Source organism: Marinobacter sp. L-46, assembly GCF_056859535.1.
Map to the genome: position 1 here is coordinate 48,991 of NZ_JBSXOP010000077.1, position 17,999 is coordinate 66,989.

Here is a 17,999-nt window from a genome sequence, read left to right on the forward strand (position 1 = left end):
CCTTCTTCTGAAACCGGGTCCATGCTAGAGTTAAGCGCATTTTTCACAGCAGTTGACGGAACATGAGCTATCAGGTTTTAGCCCGGAAATGGCGCCCCCGTACGTTTGAAGACATGGTTGGGCAGGAACACGTGCTGCAGGCACTTGTTCACGCACTGGAACACCAGCGCCTGCACCATGCGTATCTGTTCACCGGTACCCGGGGTGTGGGTAAAACCACCATTGGCCGCCTGCTGGCCCGGTGCCTTAACTGTGAAACCGGCATTACCCCGAACCCTTGCGGCGAATGTGACAGCTGTAAGGAGATCCTGGAAGGCCGGTTTGTCGATCTTATCGAAATCGACGCCGCATCCCGCACCGGCGTGGATGACATGCGCGAACTGACCGATAACGTTCAGTACGCACCCAGTCGTGGCCGCTTCAAGGTGTACCTCATCGACGAGGTGCACATGCTCACCAACCAGTCCTTCAACGCGTTTCTGAAAACCCTGGAAGAGCCGCCGGAGCACGTGAAGTTCCTGCTGGCCACCACCGATCCCCAGAAACTGCCGGTTACCGTGCTGTCCCGCTGTTTGCAGTTCAACCTCAAACGGATGACGCCGGAACACATTGTCGGCCACCTGAAACACGTGCTGACAGAAGAAACCATTCCTTTTGAAGAGCCGGCCCTGTGGCTGCTGGCCCGGGCAGCCGACGGCAGTATGCGGGATGCCCTGAGCCTGACCGACCAGGCCATCGCCTTTGGCAATGAGAACCTCAGCGCCAGCGATGTCAGTAATATGCTGGGCACCATCGACCAGCGGGACATTGAACGGATAGTCAGTACCCTGGTAGAGCGGGACGGCCCCGGGTTGCTGGCGGAAATCAGCCGGATTTCGGAATTTGCGCCGGATTACGGGGTCATCCTGGCAGACCTGCTTTCCCTGTTCCATCGCGTGACTATGGAGCAGGTAGTGCCGGGCAGTGCCGATAACGCGCTGGGTGATGCCGCCCAGGTGCAGGCCCTGGCCAGGCAGCTGAGTGCCGAGGATGCTCAGTTGTTTTACCAGACCGCCCTGATCGGCCGCAAAGACCTCGCGGTAACGCCAGACGCCCGCATGGGTTTTGAAATGACCATGCTGCGCATGCTCGCGTTCCGGCCCGGGGCTGACCGTCGCGAGCCGCCGGCAGTGACTTCCGGTAACGCTGAAAGCACCGCCCGCGCCGAACCGGAGCCCGACCCCGACCCTGGCCCGGTATCGCCCCCGGTTGCGGAACATCCGCAACCTGAGCCGCCGCCTGTAGCGCCATCACCGCAACCGGAGCCGGAACCTGCGCCTGTGCCCGCACCGGAGCCAGCGGCAGAATCCATGCCGGAACCACCGGTTATGGATACCCCGCCCTGGGAGGATGAGCCAGAGCCCCCGTATTATGATGAGGTGGCGCCGGAGCCACCGGTCGCGCAGGAGCCGGTAAGCGAACCGGAACCCCGTAGCCCGCAGCCTGTCGAAATACCGCAGGCTGTAATCGAGCCGGATCCGGAGCCCGAAGCCGTAGCGCCGGCCGAACCGGTTAACCCGGACGGCTTTGTCTGGGAACGTGACTACCGGCAACTGGAAATTACCGGCATGCCCGGCAACCTGGCCAGCTACAGCGCCATGGCCATGGACGGGCAAACCGTTGTGCTTACCCTGGATGAAGGCCATGCCCGGCTGCTGAACGCGCGACACGAAGAAAAAATTGTGGCGGCCTTGAGATCCTACTTTGGCGACGCCACACAGTTAAAGATAGAGCAGGGCATTCCCGGGCCCCATACTCCGGCGGCATTTGAAGAGCGCCAGCGGGTCGCCCGGCAGAAAGCCGCAGAAGCTGCCATCCGGCAAGATCCGGTGGTGCAGAGCATCGTTGAACGATTTGAAGGACGGGTGGTAGAAGAATCCATCCGCCCCGCAGAGACAGGCAGGAGATAAGCAGATGATGAACAATATGGGCGACCTGATGAAAAAGGCCCAGCAGATGCAAGAGCAGATGCAGAAGGCCCAGGAAGAAATCGCCAAGGCGGAAGTGACTGGAGAATCCGGCGCCGGGCTGGTGAAAGTCACCATGAACGGTCGACACGACGTCAAAAAGGTAGAGATCGATCCTTCCTTGCTGTCCGAAGACAAGGAAATCCTGGAAGACCTGCTGGCAGCCGCAGTGAACGATGCCGTTCGCCGGGTAGAGGCCAACCAGAAGGACAAAATGTCCGGCATGATGTCTGGCATGGGCATGCCGCCCGGCTTCAAGATGCCGTTCTGACGCCAGCCTGCCATCGGAATTGAGGAGTATTCATGGCATTCAGCCCCCTGGTTGATGAATTGGTGGAATCACTCCGGTGTTTACCCGGAGTAGGCCAGAAAACCGCCCAGCGTATGGCCTTTCATCTGCTGGAACGGGGACGTTCCGGCGGCACCCGGCTGGCCGGCGCCCTGAGCCAGGCTATGGACGGTGTGCGCCGCTGTGACAGCTGCCAGAACTTTTCCGATACCGACATCTGCCAGATCTGCGAAAAGCCCGAACGCCGCACCGGTACCCTGTGTGTGGTAGAGAGCCCGTCAGATCTGCTGGCTATCGAGCAGGCCGGTGACTACCGGGGCAGCTACTTTGTGTTGATGGGACACTTGTCGCCCATCGATGGCGTTGGCCCGGAAGAAATCGGCATTGAACGTTTGCTCCGGCGGGTGCGCGAAGAAGGCGTTACCGAGCTGATCCTGGCCACCAACCCCACGGTGGAAGGTGAAGCCACAGCCCACTATATTGCCGACCGACTGGATGGCCAGAATATCCTCATTACCCGGCTGGCCCACGGTATTCCGGTGGGTGGTGAGCTGGGTTACGTCGACGGTTTTACCCTCACACACGCCTTCCGGGGCCGTAAACCCCTTTCCGAATAACTCCAGGTTTTCCTATGACAGATAGCCCATTGGCCGCACCGGTTCCCCCGGCCCCCGAGACTGTCCGCTGGCTCAGCAGCCCGGCGGAGCTTGATCAGTGGCTGGAGCAGCTGGCGCCCGGCGCGCCGGTGGCGCTGGATACTGAATTTGAACGGGTCTCCACCTTTTACCCCATCCCCGGCCTGGTGCAATTGGGCGGGCAAGGGGAGTACTGGCTGATTGACCCGGACGTAGCCGAAGGCTCGGCTGGGTTCCGCACTATGCTGGCAGATCCGGCTCGCCCGAAGCTGCTGTACGCCATGAGCGAAGACCTGGAACTGTTCCGCCACTGGCTGAACGTGGCACCGGCCGGGCTGCTGGACCTGCAGATTGGCGCCGCCATGGCCGGTGCCGGGTTCTCGCTCGGTTACGCCAAACTGGTGGAAACCCTGTTCGGAGAAGCTCTCGATAAATCCGTTACCCGCTCAGACTGGGTGTCCCGCCCGCTGTCACCGGAGCAACAGCGGTATGCCATAGACGACATCCGTTTCCTGGAGCCCCTGTGGAACTGGGTGATTGAAAAGCTGAAGCAGCGGAACCTGGAACAGGCCCTGGCCGAGGAATCCCAGCGCTTTGCCGATGAAGCCGCAGGCCAGGAAGATCCGGAGCAGCATTACCTGAAACTTCGCGGTGGCTGGACTCTCACCCGGGAGCAACAGGCCGTTTTGCGGTTGCTGGTGGCCTGGCGAGAGCGGGAATGCCAGAAGGTCGACCGCCCCCGAAACCGGGTGCTGAACGATGGCCTGCTGATTGCCATCGCTGAACGCCTGCCGGGTTCACTGAGAACGCTGAACGACATCCAGGGCGTTCCCGGCGGTATCGTAAAACGCTATGGCGAGCACCTGCTGGAACTTGTCCGCGAAGGTCGGGAAGCCGATAATGCCAACCTCGAGCCAATCCCCCGGCCCCTGAGCCGGGACCAGCAAGCTGTCTATAAAAAGGTAAAGCGTTGCTTTAATAAAGTGGCGGAAGATCTTGATATTCCAATAGAACTTATGGCTCCCAGGAAGCGTATCGAGAAGGTGTTGCAAGACGGCACCCTGGCCGGAAACGAATTTTTTCAAGGCTGGCGAGGCGAATTGCTGAAGCCGGTAGAAACAGACATCGAGGAACTTCTCAGACCATGACAGACCGTGAATTCGTTTCGGTGTTTCGTAGCAGCAAGAAGATGGACACCTATATCTACGTACGCCGCGGCCAGGTTTGGGACGATCTGCCGGAAGCATTGCGGAGCATCTTCGGAAAGCCGGTCCATTCGATGGACCTGCTGCTGACACCGGACAAGAAACTGGCCCGCACGACCGGGAAAGAAGTCCTTGAAGCTATCCACGATAAATCCTTTTTCCTTCAGATGCCGGAAGAGCAGGAAACCTATATCGTCGATTTCAAGCGCAAGATCGAGCAGCGTCAAAAATGATTGCCGAGATTCCCTTCTGGCAGCGCAAGCGCCTGGATGAAATGACGCCGGCCGAATGGGAATCCCTGTGCGATGGCTGCGGCCTGTGCTGCCTGCAGAAGCTGGAAGATGAAGACACCGGCGAGGTGTACCATACCGACCTCGCGTGCCGGTATATGGACCTGGAAACCTGCCGCTGCACGGTTTACAGCGAGCGCCTGAAAAAGGTACCGGCGTGCACGGTGCTGACGCCGGACACGGTGAACGAGTACCACTGGATGCCGCAAACCTGTGCTTATCGCACCCTGGCAGAAGGCCGGCCGCTGGCGGACTGGCACCCGCTGCGAAGCGGCGATCCGGATTCCGTGCACAGGGCCGGTGTTTCAGTACGGGGCAAGGTGGTCTCTGAAGACGACGTTGCCGAACAAGACTGGGAAGAACATATCATTCACTGGATTTTGTAATGATGGATACTGACGCCTCACTGGCATACGGGATTTTCTGGGCGGCCTACGCCGTTGCGTTTGTCGTGTTTTTCTACATGATGAAAGCGCTGTTCCGCCTGCTGCCACTTTACGGGCTGCGCACCTTGCTGCTGGCAGCACTGGTTGTGTTGCTGCTGACGCCCGTGGAATCACCGGAAGTGGCAGGCTGGTATATCCCGGCCTGGTTGTTCGCCGGCTACGAGCTGATCCTTGGCGACATCAGCGCGGCCGGTTCCGCCATATTCAACTTCACCGTGGCATCGCTGGTGATGCTGCTGGTGTGGATACTGGATCTCGTTCGCTACCGCCTGGTACGCAAATAATTTTCAAAGAAACCAAACAGGACACAGACCCATGAAGTTTACCGGTACCGAAAAATACGTAGCCACCGATGACCTGCAGATGGCTGTTAACGCAGCGATCGCGCTTCAGCGCCCGTTGCTGATCAAAGGCGAGCCCGGCACCGGCAAAACCCTGCTGGCGGAAGAAATGGCGGCGGCCCTGGGCATGCGCCTGATTCCCTGGCACATCAAGTCCACCACCAAGGCCCAGCAGGGCCTGTACGAGTACGACGCGGTCTCCCGCCTGCGGGATTCCCAGCTGGGCGATGAGAAGGTCAAAGACATTCGTAATTACATCGTTAAAGGCAAGCTGTGGGAAGCCTTTGAGGCCGACGACCAGGTGGTGCTGCTGATCGACGAAATCGACAAGGCCGACATCGAATTCCCGAACGACCTGCTGCTGGAACTCGACCGGATGGAGTTCTTCGTTTACGAAACCCAGGAGTTCGTCAAAGCGAAGAAACGCCCCATCGTGGTCATCACCAGTAACAACGAAAAAGAACTGCCAGACGCTTTCCTGCGCCGTTGCTTCTTCCACTACATCAGCTTCCCGGACCACGACACCATGCAGGAAATCGTGGACGTGCATTTCCCAGGGCTGCAGCAGCAAGTGGTGCGGGACGCGCTGGAAGTGTTCTTTGACGTGCGCAAGGTGCCCGGCCTGAAGAAAAAACCGTCTACCTCCGAGCTGATCGACTGGCTGAAGCTGCTGATGGCCGATGAACTGTCTGCCAAGGCACTGCAGGAAAAAGACAGCAGCTCGGCACTGCCGCCGCTGTACGGCGCGCTGGTGAAGAACGAGCAAGACGTGCACCTGCTGCAGAAGCTGGCGTTCATGGCGCGCCGCCGCAACTGATCTCTGGCAAGAGTTTCGCTTTATGTTGATCGACTTTTTTCTCGAAGTGCGCCGGGCCAAGGTTCCGGCCAGCCTGCGGGAATTCCTGGACCTGCTGGAAGCCCTCCAGCAGCGCCTGGCCTTTGCTGATATGGAAGAATTCTACTACCTTGCGCGAGTGTGCCTGGTGAAAGACGAGCGCCATTTCGACAAGTTCGACCGGGCGTTCAAGGCGTATTTCGAAGGCATCGAAAACCTGGATGACCTGCTCGAGGCACTGATTCCGGACGACTGGCTGCGGGCCGAGTTCGAGAAGCATTTGTCCGAGGAAGAGAAGGCGAAAATCGAATCCCTGGGCGGCCTCGAGGAGCTGATCGAAACCTTCAAGAAACGCATGGAAGAGCAGAAAGAACGCCATGCCGGTGGCAACAAGTGGATTGGAACGGGTGGCACCTCGCCATTCGGCGCCAACGGCTACAACCCCGAGGGTTTCCGCATCGGCCAGAAAGACGGTCGTCAGGGCAGGGCGGTTAAGGTCTGGGAAAAACGCGAATTCAAAGACCTGGACGACAGCATCACCCTGGGCATTCGCAACATCAAAGTGGCCCTGCGCCGGTTGCGTAAATTTGCTCGACAGGGGGCGGCCGATCAGCTGGATATGGACGACACCATCCGCTCTACCGCCCGTAACGCCGGTTACCTCGACCTGAAGATGGTTCCGGAGCGGCATAATGCCGTTAAAGTGCTGATTTTCTTCGATGTGGGTGGTTCCATGGACCCGCACATCCGGGTCTGCGAGGAGCTGTTCTCGGCGGCGCGGCTGGAATTCAAGCACATGGAGTATTTCTACTTTCACAACTTCGTGTACGAGAGTGTGTGGAAGAACAATATTCGCCGCATGAATGAAACCAGTAGCACCTGGGACATCCTTCACAAGTACACGCCGGACTACAAAGTGATCTTTGTGGGTGATGCCACCATGGCACCCTATGAGATTACCCACCCGGGCGGCTCCATCGAGCACTGGAACGAAGAAGCCGGTGCCACATGGATGCAGCGGATTACCGAGCACTTCAACAAGGTGGTCTGGCTGAATCCGCTACCGGAGAGCTATTGGGGTACCGGAGGGTCGCTGGGGATTACCCGGCAGCTGGTGGAAGACCACATGTACCCGCTTACCATTGAAGGCCTGGAATCGGCCATGAAGCAGCTGAGCAAATAAAAAAAGCCGATGCGCGGTTAACGCATCGGCAAAAGCTCGGCATATTCAAGCGGGGGTTGCCCATTCAGCGCTCCCGCCCCTTCCGTTAAAGCAAGTCAGGGGCCAACCCTTTCCCTTCTGAAGCAAGATCAATAAGTTAACCGGAAAATCGCTGTCTGGTTACTCCCTCTGGCCCCGTCATCTGTCAAATAAACCGACACTTTTGCTGTCTGACCCAAAATGCCATTTGGTGAATTGGATACCGTTCTTGGTTTGTAGCCGGTGTTACTCTTCCTTTCGAATTGTTACACAGCAGGATCAGCATGTTCGGCAGACAAAAATCACAACAGTGCCGGATACCCCCACGGAGCAGGGGGCTTTGGATATCCGGTCTTCCTGTTATGTTGATGATTGCAGCCATGGCCCAGGCCAGTGCTGCGGCCATCGACAATGCCATCAGTGGCCTGGAGGCTGAGGTCTCACGCCACGCTGCCAGCGTGCACACCCTTGAGAAACAGCTGCGCAAGACCATCGATACCCGCGTTGCGGTATCCCTCTCCCTCGCCAATCCGGAAGCACTGGACCTGGATTCTGTCGAACTGTTCCTGAATGGCCGGCCGGTTGGTAATCACCTCTTTACCCTTTCCGAGAGGGAATCCCTTGAAGCCGGCCGCAGCTACCCCCTGTTTACTGGCTATATGGCGGATGGCAACCATCAGCTGACCGCCGTTATCAATGCCAGGGCGGTGAACAAGCGGTTTGTCCGTCGTGAGGTGGTACACCCGTTCCGCAAAGTGTCGGGTGCGATGCAGCTGCAGATGAGCATCGACGCGACCGGGCCGGATTACGAGCCCCGGGTTAGCCTGGACAAACAGCCCTGGGCCGGGGCGGCGACCTCTGAAGCCGGGAACGCGGCTATTGCCCGGCCCAACCGGCAAAAGGAATTACTGCAGGATGCCGAGCAGGCCCGGCAGCAGGGCAGGCTCGATAAGGCCGGTCAGGTTCTGGCCGGGATGAAGGAAGGTTACCTGGCCGCAGTGGGTTACATGAACCTGGCGGCTGACTTTGCCGAGACCGACCTTGATCCGTCCCGGGCGCTGGTTGCCCTGCGGGTGGCTATGTCGATGGCGGCCCATGATACCGAGTCGGCACGCAGCCGTGATCTACTCGACCAGCTGCATCTGCGCGCCGGTTACCTGGCCCTGAATAACGAGGAATACGACAAGGCGTTGGGGTTTCTGGAAAAGGTCTCGCTCGACAGTTACCACGCTCCAAGGGCGCTTTACCTGCATGGCCTCGCTCTTTCCGGCAAGGAAAACCACCGGGGCGCCATGCAGAGCTGGCACCGGGCCAAGAAATTCCCCCTGGCGTTTCCCGGTGTGGCGGAAGCCTGGATTGGCATGGGGCGGGGCTACGACATTGCCGGTTATCCCGGCCAGGCCGGGGAGTCCTGGCTGGCCGCCAACGTGGCCTTTGAAGGAGAGCGGACAACCCTTTCAAAGCTGGCAGGTGGCATCAAAAGCGATGGCGCCTATAAAACCCTGGTAACCGATGCCCGCGGCCCGCAGACACAGTGGTTCCTTTCGGACAGCCGAACCCTGACCCAGCCACGCATGGCCTATTTGCTTCGTTTCCTGGAAAAAGCCGACACCCAGATCGGGGTACGCCGGGTAGCCGGGCTGGACGAGATGTCGGCAATACTTGAAGAGAACCGGCACAACCTTGAAGTATTTGCGCAGGTCATCGAACACCACGGTGGCATGAACGATCTGTTGGTAGCAGCCCGGGAACTGGCCACCACTGGCCGGGCGCTTGGCCAGCAGGTTCTGCAAGCCCGGCAGCAGGCGTCCGGCCAGCTGGATGAACTGGCCCTGGCCTTTGTGGCCAACGAAGACAGGCGCATGGAACACGCCATAGACAGAACCGAACAACAAGTGGCGCACCTGTACGAATACCTGGCACTGGAAAAGCTGGCTTATGAAGCCGGCGGGGAGGGCGCCCAGTGACCCCGATGGCCCCAATGAAAAGCACCGCCCGGCTGAAGTTACGTACCTGCTTGCTGATGGCAGCGCTGGTATCGGCACCGGCTCTGGGCCAGGAATCCTTCCGGGTGGAGCTTGGTCGCGACGGGGAAACCCTGGGCGATATGCGCCCGGTGTTCCTGAAATTCGAAAGCCGGCCATTACCGGCCATTTCGCCTGCCGAAGTTGCTCGCCGCTACCAGAAGTTGTTCGAGAGTTCTGACGAACCTGAAGTGCGCATCGATGCCCTCAACCGCCTGAACAACATCCGTGACCGCTCCGGCCAGGAGGTGGGTTTTTCCGCCGAACAGGAGGCGGGTATCTACGAGGACGTGCTGGAGAGCTATGAAGACATCCTGGCCAGGGGGTCTTTCTCCGGCCGGCTGGATGAACTCCTGTACCAGATGGCGAAAGCCCACGCGCTGACCGGCCAGCACCAGCAATCCATCGACCGGCTTGAGCAGCTGATTGGCCTGTATCCGAAATCCCCGCTGGTGCCGGAAGCCCGGTTCCGGGTTGCTGAAGCCGACTTTTCCGCCGGTCGTTACCGGGAAGCCGAAGCGGGGTATCGCCAACTGCTTGATGGTGATGGTAAACAGGATATCGCCTCAAAAGCCCGCTACATGATGGGCTGGAGCCAGTTCAAGCAGGGGGCAGGTGCCTGGGGTCGCTCGGTGGAATCGTTCATGGCGTTGCTGGATCAGCACCTGCCGGAGCCCGAACGGCTGAAGTCACCGCCGGCCGAGAGCCGGGACATGATCGAAGACAGCTTCCGTATCCTGGCGGTGATGGCGGCCCGCTCCGATAACGCCCGATCACTGGACCGCTGGCTTGCCGGGCGCAATCCGTCACCCTGGGTTCCGATTCTCTATGACCGGCTGGCGGATCTGCACGCCCATGAGGGCCGCTACCAGCAGGCAGTGGCGGTGAATGAAGCCTTTGCGGCAGCCTATCCGGACAACGCCGCAGCATCGGATATGCTGGCTCAGAGCGTTGAGTTCTGGCAGATGGCCGGAGATGTCGGGGCCGCCAGAGTCGCACGTTCCGATTATGTTGCGCGCTTCGCTTCGGATGCGCGTTATACCGCCCTGAACGGCAACCAGAAGGCAAACTGGCGCGATTACAGCCGGTTCCTGGCCGACTATCACTACGCCGGCAAGCGCTGGAGCCGGTCGGCTGATTATTACGAATCCCTGGCGTTGCGAGCCGATAACACCGGCGAAATCCTGCACCTGGCGGGCGATGCAAGATTGCAGATGGGGCGCCTCGACCAGGCCCTGGCCAATTTCGAGAAAGCGGCCTACACGTATTCCCATGACCGCTCTGCGGAATCTGCCTGGGCGGCGATCAGCATTCTGCGGGGCAGGCTGGGCAACCGCTCCGAACCTGTTACCGGGGCACTGGCCAGCCTGAGTTCCGCCGAACAACGCTACACCAATGCCTTTGGGCCGGATGCCAGGCTGTCCGCTTTACGTGCCGATCTCGCCAATCGCTGGCTGGAAGCCGGCGACGGCCAGCAGGCGCTTCGGTATGCCCGCGCCACGCTGGACTGGCCACAAGCCAGCCCTCGGGAACAGTACGCCGCCTGGCTGGTTACGGCCCGGGTACGGCAGGGTGATGGCGACTATCCGCAGGCGGAGGCAGCCTGGCGCCAGGCGCTGCAACTGGTGCAGGCAACTCCGCAGGTGGCCGAGGCCCGGGATGATGAGCAAAAAATCCAGAACCAGTTGGCCACTGCAATATACCGGCAAGCAGAAACCGCAGCGGGCGCTGGCAAGACGGCACTGGCCGTTGCCAATTTCCAGCGAGTGGAAACCATCCTCCCGGGCTCGGAAATCGCCATCAAGGCCCGCTTCGACGCTGCCAACACCCTGCTGAAGGCTGCAGACTGGCAAACCGCCATTAATGAATTGCGCCGGTTCCGCCTCGATTTCCCGGAAGATGCCCTTACGGCTGAAACCAGCGAAAAGCTGGTCTACGCCTATCAACAATCCGGTCAGCCGGTGAAAGCCGCGGGCGAACTCATGGCCGCTGCCGGTTCTGCGCCGGAGCCCTGGCCCATAAAGCTGCGTGCCGCAGCGCTGTACCACGAGGCGGGTGCTGAGCCGGAACGTAACGATCTTTACCAGCAGTGGCTGGCCGTTGCGCCTGAGCCCACCGATGCGGGGGATCACCTGCAGCAGCAGAGTATGCGTCAGCGCCTGATTGAGTCCGGCATCGATGTTTCCAATCAGCAGAACACCCTGCTGGCCCGGGAAGACGCCAGTGAGTGGCACTCGGAAGAGACCCTGCAATGGGCCGCAGACGCTGCGTTGGCGCTGGGTTCCGATGCTGCTGAACGTTTCGCAGCCATTGCGTTGACTGCGCCCCTCGAAACCACCCTGGCCAGAAAACAGCAAGCCATGGAGCAGGCACAAACCTACCTGCTGCAAGCGGAGTCCTTTGCCGGTGAGGCCGTGCAGTCCGAAGTCCTTTACCGGCGCGCAGAGCTCTACCGAACCCTGGCCAGTGACTTGATGGCATCAGAGGTGCCGGCCGAACTGAACGATATGGAAACCATGCAATACCAGATGCTGCTGGAGGAAGAAGCCTTCCCGCTGGAAGAAAGGGCCATGGCACTGCATGCCCGTAACCATCAGCGCATTACCGGGCAGGGCTATGACCAGTGGATCGCCCGCAGCCTGGAAGCGCTGGCAGGTATGCATCCGGGCCGTTACCAGAGGGAACTGCGATGGATGAGCTGGAACATGGAGGGTAACGACGATGCCTGAGTTCAGTATGCGCTGCCGCACGGTCGGTGTGCTGATCGGACTGGTTGTGCTGGCTGGGTGTGCCGTTAATGGGCCGGTCTCCAAGCAAGCGGAGCCGGAGCCTGTACGTTCGCCGGAGCAGGCCCGGGAACTGGCCCGGCAGGGCATGCTCGCGCACCAGCAAGGCCAGACATCGGTTGCCATTGAAGCATTACAAAAAGCCGTGGCGCTGGACCCGACCGACGCTGCGGCGGCCAACAACCTGGCCCTGCTGCTGAAGCAGCAAAACCGGTTTGAAGAAGCCGCCGGCGTGCTCAAAACCGCCATCCAGGCTAGCCCGGATGTGGCTGATCTCCATTACAACCTGGCAGTTATTTCAGAAATTTACCTGCTCGATCTTTCCGCTGCGCTTAGCCATTACCAGCGCTATACCGAGTTGGCCGCGGAGGAAGACAAGGCTGTCACCGGCTGGATGGCCGACCTTCAGAGGAGATTGCAATGAGCCCGGTACTTCGTGCTGTCGCAACCGCCCTGATGCTGGTTTTTGCCCAAGCCGCGTTGGCGCAAAGTGCCGACGCAACCGAGGCCGAATCGCCGGAGCAGCCTGGCTTTGAGGTGGCTGGGATTTCCGCCAGTGGCGGCGAAGACGACCCCCGGGTGCTTTACATATTGCCCTGGCAGGCACCTAGCCTGCCGCGCCGGCCCCGGGCCGAACTGAACCGGGAAGCCCCGGAACTGGATCAACCGCTTTCAATCCGGACGCTGGAAAGCCACCGCCAGTTCCGGCAGACCCTGAACCCGCTGGTGCTGCAGCCATTAACCGCAGCACCCGGCCAGACCCAACCGTGACACAGCAGTAGACGGAGAAACGCAACATGCTCGACACCATCATCCGATTCTTTCAGGAAGGCGGCCCATTCATGTACCCCATCGCGCTGGTTCTGGCGCTTGGGCTGGCCATAACACTGGAACGCTTCATCTACCTGGGAGCGGTGCGGCGCAGAAACCGGCTCGCGTTTGAGCGGGGCATTCTGCCGGCCCTGCAAAAGCGGGATTTCAAGCGGGCCATGAAAGCGGCCTCTACCTCCGACAGCGCCATTGCGGCCGTGATGGGGGCCGGGATTTCCCGCCTGCTGTCAAACAGCCGCCGTGAAGACATCGAATACGCCATGGAAGAAGGCTTGATGGAAGTCTTGCCACGGCTGGAAAAGCGCACCCAGTACCTGGCAACCCTGGCGAATGTCGCCACGCTGCTTGGCCTGCTTGGCACCATCATCGGCCTGATCGCCGCCTTTACCGCGGTTGCCGCCGCGGATCCGGCCCAGAAAGCCACTTTGCTGTCGGAAAGTATTTCCGTAGCCATGAACACCACCGCGTTTGGCCTGATCTCTGCCATTCCGCTGCTGCTGTTCCACGCCTTGCTGCAAACCCGCACCAATGAAATTGTCGACAGCTTCGAAATGGCCGGCGTGAAACTGCTGAATATCGTGTCCGACCCGGATGCACCGGTCGCTGCGTGAGCCCGCATCATAAAGCCAGGACAAACAGGAGTATGGCGATATGAGACGTCGACATCGCAGGCTTGAGGCCTCGGCGGACCTGGACATTACCGCGTTTCTGAACCTGATGATTGTTCTGGTTCCGGTATTGCTGCTGGGCATGGTGTTCACCCAGATCCGCATGATCGAGCTCAACTTCCCGGGCATGGAAGCGGGAGAGGCTCCGCCGGCAGACCAGTTCCGGCTGGTGGTTACCGTGATTCCTGATGGGCTGGAAGTAGCCGACAGCGATCGCGGGCTGATCGAGGTGCTGCCGGCGAAAGAGCAGAATCAGGACTACGAGGGCTTGCGCACAGTGCTGCAGCAGATCAAATCCCGGGTGCCGGATAAAACCGATGTGATCCTGGAAGTGGGGCCGGAGGTGGATTACCAGACCCTGGTGACCGTCATGGATACGGTGCGTTCCTATTCGGCGGTGGTGGCCGCCAGCGTGGTGGAAGCGGAGCTGTTTCCGGACGTTTCCCTGATGGATGCTGAAGAGGGCCGGACACTGGCCGCACGGGCAGATGCGGCAAATGGGGAGGGCGCATGAAAACCTCCCGCAGAGCAAGGCTGCGCCAGCGTCATTACCGCAGGATGCACCGGGCCGGAGGCCTGAACCTGGTGTCGCTGATGGATATCTTCACCATCCTCGTGTTCTTCCTGATGGTGAATTCCTCTGATGTAAAAGTGATGCAGAACACCGCCGATGTGCCTTTACCGGTTTCCACCTCGGAGAAGGATGCCGTTGAGAACCTGACCATTCAGGTCAGCGGCCAGTCCATTCTGGTGCAGGGCCGGGAAGTCGCCCGGGTGGATAGCATCGGTGCCGATGACCTGCACGTGGCCGGCTTGTCGGAAGAGCTGGCCTATCGCCGAAATCGCTGGGCGGAGATACCGGAACAGGGCCTGGAAGTCACCATTATGGCAGGCCGGGAGACCGACTATCGCCTGTTACGAAAGATCATGAAAACCTGCGTAGACGAGCAGTTCCGCCAGGTGCGGCTGGCCGTGGAAGCGGAGGTTCGCAATGGCTGAGCGTCAGGAGGTCGGAAGCACCCGTTTACCCTGGAGCCATGACCGGGCAGAAAGCATTCGCTTTGGCGTAATTGTGATCGTGATGCTGGCGGCATTCCTGGTGCCTGCGGTGATCATTCCGGGGCTGATCGTGCCCGAGCCGGAACGGTCCGAGGCCGAAAAGGTTCCGCCCAGACTGGCCCGGCTGGTCGAAACCCCGGCGCCGGTAGAACCGCCTGAGCCGGTCAAACCGGAACCCGAGCCAGAGCCGGAGCCGGAGCCAGAACCGGTCGCAAACGTCGAAGAAGTGACGCCGCCGGAACCGGCTCCGGAGCCTCAGCCCGAACCTGCAAAACCGGCTGCAACCGTCGCGGATAAGCCTGCCCAGACTACCGAGCAAGCGAGGGAAACCGCCGCACGCTCGGGCCTTTTTGCCATGAAAGACCGGCTGGCCGCCTTGACCCGGACAGAACAAACGCCGGTACCGGTGGCACGGCAGGCCAATATCACGGGTGATGAATCTGATGTGGCGGAACCCGAGGTGAACCGGGAGCAAGCGTTAGCCGGCAGTGGTGGCGTGCAGGACAGTGACGCGCCAGTCAGGGAGGTAGCGGTTGCCGAACACCAGGTGAGTCAGGTGCAGGCACCGAAAGAAGAGGTGCAGGTGGCCCGGGCGAAACCTGCTGCCAGGCCTTCGGTTGGCCAGCGCGCCATGAGCAATATCCGGCAGGTATTCGATGCCCAGAAGAGTGTGCTGTATTCGCTGTACCAGCGGGAACTGCGGCAGGATCCGACCCTGGAAGGCAAGGTTACCCTGGAGCTGGTGATCGAACCGGACGGCAGCGTCTCGGCCTGTCAGGTGGTTAGCTCAGAACTTGGTAATCCGGGCCTTGAGCAGCGCATCGCCATGCGGGTGCGGATGTTCAACTTCGGATCGGCGCAGGTAGAAACCCGGAAGGTTCAATTCCCGATTGAATTCCTTCCGGGCTGATCAGCGCCGGTTCAGCCTTCGATGGTAATCTTCGGCAGGCGGGGTTTCTGCAGGGAGATTTTCTCGGTAGGGGCGATTACCCTGGCTTCGCCGCTGACCACTTGCTGGTCGTTCTGGTTGCGTACATCGCAAACGAACACCACCCGGTTCTTCGGTTCCTTGGCCAGCACAGTGAGGGTGACGGTCAGGGTATCGTCCAGCTTCACCGGCCGTTTGAATGCCAGGCTTTGTTCCAGGTAGATCGTGCCCGGGCCCGGCATCACGGTCGCCAGTGCGGCAGAAATCAGCGAGCCACTCCACATGCCATGGGCAATGCGTTCCTTGAACATGGATTCAGCGGCAAATTCGGAGTCCAGGTGCACCGGGTTAACGTCTCCGGACACGGCCGCAAACAGCACCAGCTCGTCTTCGGTCAGGGTTCGGGTGAAGGTGGCAGAATCGCCTTCGTTCAGCTCGCTGTAGGTAATATTTTCCAGGGTATCGAGGGTGTCGCTCATCACAGGCTCCGGTGATTGGTTTTTCCGGCAAGGGGAGTGCTTTCGTTGTCCTGAAACCTACCTCATCGTTAACAAAACTGCTATTCTCTTCACCACTTTTTGAGGCTGATACTTTTGTAGGGTTGATTTTTTAATCAATTCGCGCCGTTCAGACAGGAGATGGTGATGGATTTCGAGCAGTTCTATCAAGACAAATACCCCGCCGGCATTCCCCGGGAGGTAGACCTTAAGAAATACAAGAACATGGTGGATGTCTTTGAGCAGGCCGTTAAGAAATACGGTGACCGCCCCGCATTCTCCGCAGTCGGCGCTACGCTGACCTACAAGGATCTTGATACCCAGAGCCGCAACTTTGCTGCATGGCTTCAGAACAAAACCGACCTGAAACCCGGCGACCGCATCGCGGTACAGATGCCCAACGTTTCCCAGTACCCGGTTGTGGTTTTCGGTGCCATGCGTGCGGGCATGATCGTGGTGAACACCAACCCGCTGTATACCACCCGTGAAATGGAGCACCAGTTCAACGACTCCGGCGCCAAGGCCCTGGTGGTACTGGCTAACATGGCGGAAAACGCGGAGAAGGTGCTGCCTCATACCGGTATCGAGCATGTCATCATTACCGAAGTGGCCGACATGCATTCACCGCTCAAGCGTACCCTGATGAACGCTGCGGTTAAGTACCTGAAGAAAATGGTACCGCCGTTCAACATCCCCGGTGCCCACAAGCTGCCAGCCGTGCTTAACGCCGGTGCTCGCGAGAAGTTCACCCCGGTCGACATCAAGCTGGATGACCTGGCTGCACTGCAGTATACCGGCGGTACCACAGGCGTAGCCAAGGGTGCCATGCTGACCCACGCCAACCTGGTGGCTAACCTGACCCAGGTTCGCCCGATGCTGGAAGACCAGATTGAAGAAGGCAAGGAAGTGGTGATCGCACCGCTGCCCCTGTACCACATTTATTCCTTCACCCTGAACTGCGGCATCATGCTGGAAGCCGGTGCCCACAACATCCTGATCCCGAACCCCCGTGATATCCCGGGCTTTGTGAAGGAGCTGCAGAAGCAGAAGTTCTCCGCCTTTATCGGCCTGAACACCCTGTTTGTCGCCCTGTGCAACAACGAAGAATTCCAGGACCTGGACTTCTCCGGCCTGAAGCTGACCGCCTCCGGTGGTATGGCCCTGACCAGCGACACGGCCAAGATGTGGGAGCGTGTGACCGGTTGTGAAATCAGCGAAGGTTACGGCATGACCGAAACCTCCCCGGTGGTTACCTTCAACCCCCGCAGCGCCATCCAGATTGGCACCATCGGCCTGCCGATTCCGTCTACCGTGATCAAGACCATTGATGACGACGGCAATGAAACCCCGGTTGGCGAACCCGGTGAGCTGTGCGTGAAAGGCCCGCAGGTAATGCGTGGTTACTGGCAGCGCCCGGATGACACCCAGAAGTCCTTCACTGAAGACGGTTACCTGAAAACCGGCGACATCGCGCTGATCCAGGAAGACGGCTACATCCGTATCGTCGACCGTAAAAAAGACATGATTATCGTGTCCGGCTTCAACGTGTTCCCGAACGAAATCGAAGACGTGGTAACCAGCCATCCGAAAGTGGTGGAGTGTGCTGCGGTTGGTATCCCGGATGCCAAGAGCGGCGAAGCCGTGAAGGTTTACGTGGTGCCCACCAAGGAAGGCGTTACCGCCAACGAGATCAAGGAATTCTGCCGCGAGCGCCTGACCGCGTACAAGGTGCCCAAGCACTTTGAATTCCGCGACGAACTGCCCAAGAGCAACGTGGGCAAGATCCTGCGCCGCGAACTGCGGGATGAAGCCAACGCCTGATTCCTGGTGTTGCCTGCTCTCCCGGGAGAGCCCAGAGACCCTGCTTCGGCGGGGTCTTTGTGTTTCTGCAGGGGCGATTTCCCGTTAGACTGTGGCGTCTGAACAGATCCAGCCCCCAGCAAGAGCCCGTAAACCGA

At 59.7% G+C, this 17,999-nt stretch carries 19 protein-coding genes; 18 read left to right on the plus strand and 1 reads right to left on the minus strand.

All coding sequences use genetic code 11. The annotated features are described in order from the left end of the window. The first annotated feature begins 62 nt into the window (after positions 1 to 62). The 17 genes from dnaX (at position 63) to AC13DJ_RS13535 (ending at position 15,526) form a co-directional block, all read left to right on the plus strand. Positions 63 to 1,949: a DNA polymerase III subunit gamma/tau gene (gene dnaX / locus AC13DJ_RS13455; protein ID WP_482933466.1), complete on the plus strand. Its 1,887-nt coding sequence runs from the start codon at positions 63 to 65 to the stop codon at positions 1,947 to 1,949. Between the two features lie 4 nt (positions 1,950 to 1,953). Then, entirely contained in the window at positions 1,954 to 2,277 is a 324-nt protein-coding gene (locus AC13DJ_RS13460) for a YbaB/EbfC family nucleoid-associated protein (RefSeq protein ID WP_022989044.1), read from the plus strand. Between the two features lie 32 nt (positions 2,278 to 2,309). After that, the gene (gene recR, locus AC13DJ_RS13465) at positions 2,310 to 2,912 is read left to right on the plus strand and encodes a recombination mediator RecR (protein WP_022989043.1); all 603 of its coding nucleotides are present in this window, start codon (positions 2,310 to 2,312) and stop codon (positions 2,910 to 2,912) included. A 14-nt stretch (positions 2,913 to 2,926) separates the two neighbouring features. Then, the gene (locus AC13DJ_RS13470; protein WP_289101765.1) at positions 2,927 to 4,078 is read left to right on the plus strand and encodes a ribonuclease D; all 1,152 of its coding nucleotides are present in this window, start codon (positions 2,927 to 2,929) and stop codon (positions 4,076 to 4,078) included. Next, complete coding sequence (locus tag AC13DJ_RS13475; RefSeq protein ID WP_094624090.1) at positions 4,075 to 4,368, plus strand: YcgL domain-containing protein; 294 nt, start codon at positions 4,075 to 4,077, stop codon at positions 4,366 to 4,368. Before AC13DJ_RS13470 ends, AC13DJ_RS13475 begins: the two co-directional genes overlap by 4 nt. After that, positions 4,365 to 4,811 carry a YcgN family cysteine cluster protein gene (locus AC13DJ_RS13480; protein ID WP_094624089.1) on the plus strand — a complete coding sequence of 149 codons (447 nt, stop codon included), beginning with the start codon at positions 4,365 to 4,367 and terminating at the stop codon, positions 4,809 to 4,811. The genes AC13DJ_RS13475 and AC13DJ_RS13480 overlap by 4 nt, the downstream gene beginning before the upstream one ends. Further along, a complete protein-coding gene (locus AC13DJ_RS13485) occupies positions 4,811 to 5,155 on the plus strand; it encodes a hypothetical protein (protein ID WP_094624088.1) in 345 nt (114 codons plus the stop codon). The genes AC13DJ_RS13480 and AC13DJ_RS13485 overlap by 1 nt, the downstream gene beginning before the upstream one ends. Before the next feature lie 31 nt (positions 5,156 to 5,186). Beyond that, positions 5,187 to 6,029 carry an AAA family ATPase gene (locus AC13DJ_RS13490; protein ID WP_058340807.1) on the plus strand — a complete coding sequence of 281 codons (843 nt, stop codon included), beginning with the start codon at positions 5,187 to 5,189 and terminating at the stop codon, positions 6,027 to 6,029. 22 nt (positions 6,030 to 6,051) lie between these two features. Beyond that, positions 6,052 to 7,230 (plus strand): vWA domain-containing protein, encoded by a 1,179-nt coding sequence (locus AC13DJ_RS13495; protein ID WP_058340808.1) that lies wholly within the window; start codon positions 6,052 to 6,054, stop codon positions 7,228 to 7,230. Positions 7,231 to 7,610: 380 nt separating this feature from the next. Beyond that, positions 7,611 to 9,215 (plus strand): hypothetical protein, encoded by a 1,605-nt coding sequence (locus AC13DJ_RS13500; RefSeq protein ID WP_482933467.1) that lies wholly within the window; start codon positions 7,611 to 7,613, stop codon positions 9,213 to 9,215. A gap of 5 nt (positions 9,216 to 9,220) precedes the next feature. Further along, the gene (locus AC13DJ_RS13505; protein WP_482933468.1) at positions 9,221 to 12,001 is read left to right on the plus strand and encodes a tetratricopeptide repeat protein; all 2,781 of its coding nucleotides are present in this window, start codon (positions 9,221 to 9,223) and stop codon (positions 11,999 to 12,001) included. Next, a complete protein-coding gene (locus AC13DJ_RS13510; protein WP_482933469.1) occupies positions 11,994 to 12,482 on the plus strand; it encodes a tetratricopeptide repeat protein in 489 nt (162 codons plus the stop codon). The genes AC13DJ_RS13505 and AC13DJ_RS13510 overlap by 8 nt, the downstream gene beginning before the upstream one ends. Beyond that, entirely contained in the window at positions 12,479 to 12,829 is a 351-nt protein-coding gene (locus AC13DJ_RS13515) for a hypothetical protein (protein WP_482933470.1), read from the plus strand. The genes AC13DJ_RS13510 and AC13DJ_RS13515 overlap by 4 nt, the downstream gene beginning before the upstream one ends. A 26-nt stretch (positions 12,830 to 12,855) precedes the next feature. Then, entirely contained in the window at positions 12,856 to 13,500 is a 645-nt protein-coding gene (locus tag AC13DJ_RS13520) for a MotA/TolQ/ExbB proton channel family protein (RefSeq protein ID WP_022989032.1), read from the plus strand. Positions 13,501 to 13,540: 40 nt separating this feature from the next. After that, on the plus strand, positions 13,541 to 14,071 hold the full coding sequence (locus tag AC13DJ_RS13525; protein ID WP_482933471.1) for an ExbD/TolR family protein: 531 nt from the start codon (positions 13,541 to 13,543) through the stop codon (positions 14,069 to 14,071). After that, a complete protein-coding gene (locus tag AC13DJ_RS13530) occupies positions 14,068 to 14,556 on the plus strand; it encodes an ExbD/TolR family protein (RefSeq protein ID WP_036219463.1) in 489 nt (162 codons plus the stop codon). Before AC13DJ_RS13525 ends, AC13DJ_RS13530 begins: the two co-directional genes overlap by 4 nt. Next, positions 14,549 to 15,526, plus strand: coding sequence for an AgmX/PglI C-terminal domain-containing protein (locus AC13DJ_RS13535; RefSeq protein WP_482933472.1), 978 nt, complete (start codon positions 14,549 to 14,551; stop codon positions 15,524 to 15,526). The genes AC13DJ_RS13530 and AC13DJ_RS13535 overlap by 8 nt, the downstream gene beginning before the upstream one ends. Positions 15,527 to 15,537: 11 nt before the next feature. Here the strand turns inward: AC13DJ_RS13535 and AC13DJ_RS13540 are convergent, their stop codons facing one another. Further along, on the minus strand, positions 15,538 to 16,023 hold the full coding sequence (locus tag AC13DJ_RS13540) for a MaoC/PaaZ C-terminal domain-containing protein (protein ID WP_482933473.1): 486 nt from the start codon (positions 16,021 to 16,023) through the stop codon (positions 15,538 to 15,540). Positions 16,024 to 16,188: 165 nt separating this feature from the next. Between AC13DJ_RS13540 and AC13DJ_RS13545 the strand changes: the two genes are divergently transcribed. Next, positions 16,189 to 17,862, plus strand: coding sequence for an AMP-binding protein (locus tag AC13DJ_RS13545; protein WP_482933474.1), 1,674 nt, complete (start codon positions 16,189 to 16,191; stop codon positions 17,860 to 17,862). Positions 17,863 to 17,999 lie beyond the last annotated feature (137 nt).

Excerpts from the sequence above, each read along its gene's own strand:
- AC13DJ_RS13530 (WP_036219463.1), top strand. The coding sequence starts at position 14,068 with ATGAAAACCTCCCGCAGAGCAAGGCTGCGCCAGCGTCATTACCGCAGG.
- AC13DJ_RS13485 (WP_094624088.1), top strand. The coding sequence starts at position 4,811 with ATGATGGATACTGACGCCTCACTGGCATACGGGATTTTCTGGGCGGCC.
- AC13DJ_RS13540 (WP_482933473.1), bottom strand. The coding sequence starts at position 16,023 with ATGAGCGACACCCTCGATACCCTGGAAAATATTACCTACAGCGAGCTG.
- AC13DJ_RS13515 (WP_482933470.1), top strand. The coding sequence starts at position 12,479 with ATGAGCCCGGTACTTCGTGCTGTCGCAACCGCCCTGATGCTGGTTTTT.
- AC13DJ_RS13510 (WP_482933469.1), top strand. The coding sequence starts at position 11,994 with ATGCCTGAGTTCAGTATGCGCTGCCGCACGGTCGGTGTGCTGATCGGA.
- AC13DJ_RS13475 (WP_094624090.1), top strand. The coding sequence starts at position 4,075 with ATGACAGACCGTGAATTCGTTTCGGTGTTTCGTAGCAGCAAGAAGATG.
- AC13DJ_RS13535 (WP_482933472.1), top strand. The coding sequence starts at position 14,549 with ATGGCTGAGCGTCAGGAGGTCGGAAGCACCCGTTTACCCTGGAGCCAT.
- AC13DJ_RS13520 (WP_022989032.1), top strand. The coding sequence starts at position 12,856 with ATGCTCGACACCATCATCCGATTCTTTCAGGAAGGCGGCCCATTCATG.
- AC13DJ_RS13470 (WP_289101765.1), top strand. The coding sequence starts at position 2,927 with ATGACAGATAGCCCATTGGCCGCACCGGTTCCCCCGGCCCCCGAGACT.
- AC13DJ_RS13525 (WP_482933471.1), top strand. The coding sequence starts at position 13,541 with ATGAGACGTCGACATCGCAGGCTTGAGGCCTCGGCGGACCTGGACATT.
- recR (WP_022989043.1), top strand. The coding sequence starts at position 2,310 with ATGGCATTCAGCCCCCTGGTTGATGAATTGGTGGAATCACTCCGGTGT.
- AC13DJ_RS13500 (WP_482933467.1), top strand. The coding sequence starts at position 7,611 with ATGTTGATGATTGCAGCCATGGCCCAGGCCAGTGCTGCGGCCATCGAC.
- AC13DJ_RS13495 (WP_058340808.1), top strand. The coding sequence starts at position 6,052 with ATGTTGATCGACTTTTTTCTCGAAGTGCGCCGGGCCAAGGTTCCGGCC.
- AC13DJ_RS13480 (WP_094624089.1), top strand. The coding sequence starts at position 4,365 with ATGATTGCCGAGATTCCCTTCTGGCAGCGCAAGCGCCTGGATGAAATG.
- dnaX (WP_482933466.1), top strand. The coding sequence starts at position 63 with ATGAGCTATCAGGTTTTAGCCCGGAAATGGCGCCCCCGTACGTTTGAA.
- AC13DJ_RS13460 (WP_022989044.1), top strand. The coding sequence starts at position 1,954 with ATGATGAACAATATGGGCGACCTGATGAAAAAGGCCCAGCAGATGCAA.
- AC13DJ_RS13505 (WP_482933468.1), top strand. The coding sequence starts at position 9,221 with ATGGCCCCAATGAAAAGCACCGCCCGGCTGAAGTTACGTACCTGCTTG.
- AC13DJ_RS13490 (WP_058340807.1), top strand. The coding sequence starts at position 5,187 with ATGAAGTTTACCGGTACCGAAAAATACGTAGCCACCGATGACCTGCAG.
- AC13DJ_RS13545 (WP_482933474.1), top strand. The coding sequence starts at position 16,189 with ATGGATTTCGAGCAGTTCTATCAAGACAAATACCCCGCCGGCATTCCC.